Genomic DNA, 650 nt, shown 5'->3' with positions numbered 1-650 from the left:
GGCTGGCTGATCTTCTTGATCACGTTGGATGCCAGATGCGGTTCAGTTCGCTGTCCAGCAGGGTCATGTTCACCGGCTTTCGAATTGTCGGCCAGCTGCTGAAGCGCTTATGGTCATCGAGTTGCTCATACCCCGTGCAGAACAGGAAAGGCACGTCGTGTGACCGCAGCCATTCTGCGAAAGGATAGACCATCTGACCTCCGAGGTTAACATCCAGGACGGCGACATCCGGAAGTGATGCGCCGTCGATGAGCCGCATGGCCTCGTCGGTGGTTGCGGCCGGCCCGACGATTTCCCAGCCTCGCGATTCAAGTTCCATGCAGAGCTCCATTGCGATGAGCGCCTCGTCCTCGACGACAAGTATCCGCCGTCTCGAGCCAGCTTTATGTGGATCGGCCTTGCCAGGAGCCGGGCCGGCAGCAATGTCGGGACGGTAGACCGAGGAGGGCAATGTCGCGACCAGGCACATGCCGGAAGTCGGCCAGGTGACATCGATTCGGCCGGACAATTGGCGGGTAGCGACTTCCGTCATCAAGACTGAACCGAAGCCTTTGGACTCAGGTTTCTTCACAGGTGGGCCACCATACTCGACCCAGCGAAGCTCCAGTTCATAAGAGGGCAAGATCCGCCATGAGACGTCAACCCGTCCC

1 protein-coding gene is annotated in these 650 nt (G+C 59.2%); it reads right to left on the bottom strand.

The window, feature by feature from the left end; genetic code table 11:
• Positions 1-19 precede the first annotated feature (19 nt).
• Positions 20-650 (bottom strand): response regulator (locus AC2YI2_RS35115; protein ID WP_487391136.1); only part of this gene is annotated, 631 nt, incomplete at its 5' end.

The sequence above is a fragment of the Rhizobium sp. SRI_017 genome, assembly GCF_057586295.1.
The sequence above is the reverse complement of the archived record's forward strand: the minus strand, read 5'-3'. Positions and strand labels throughout refer to the sequence as shown.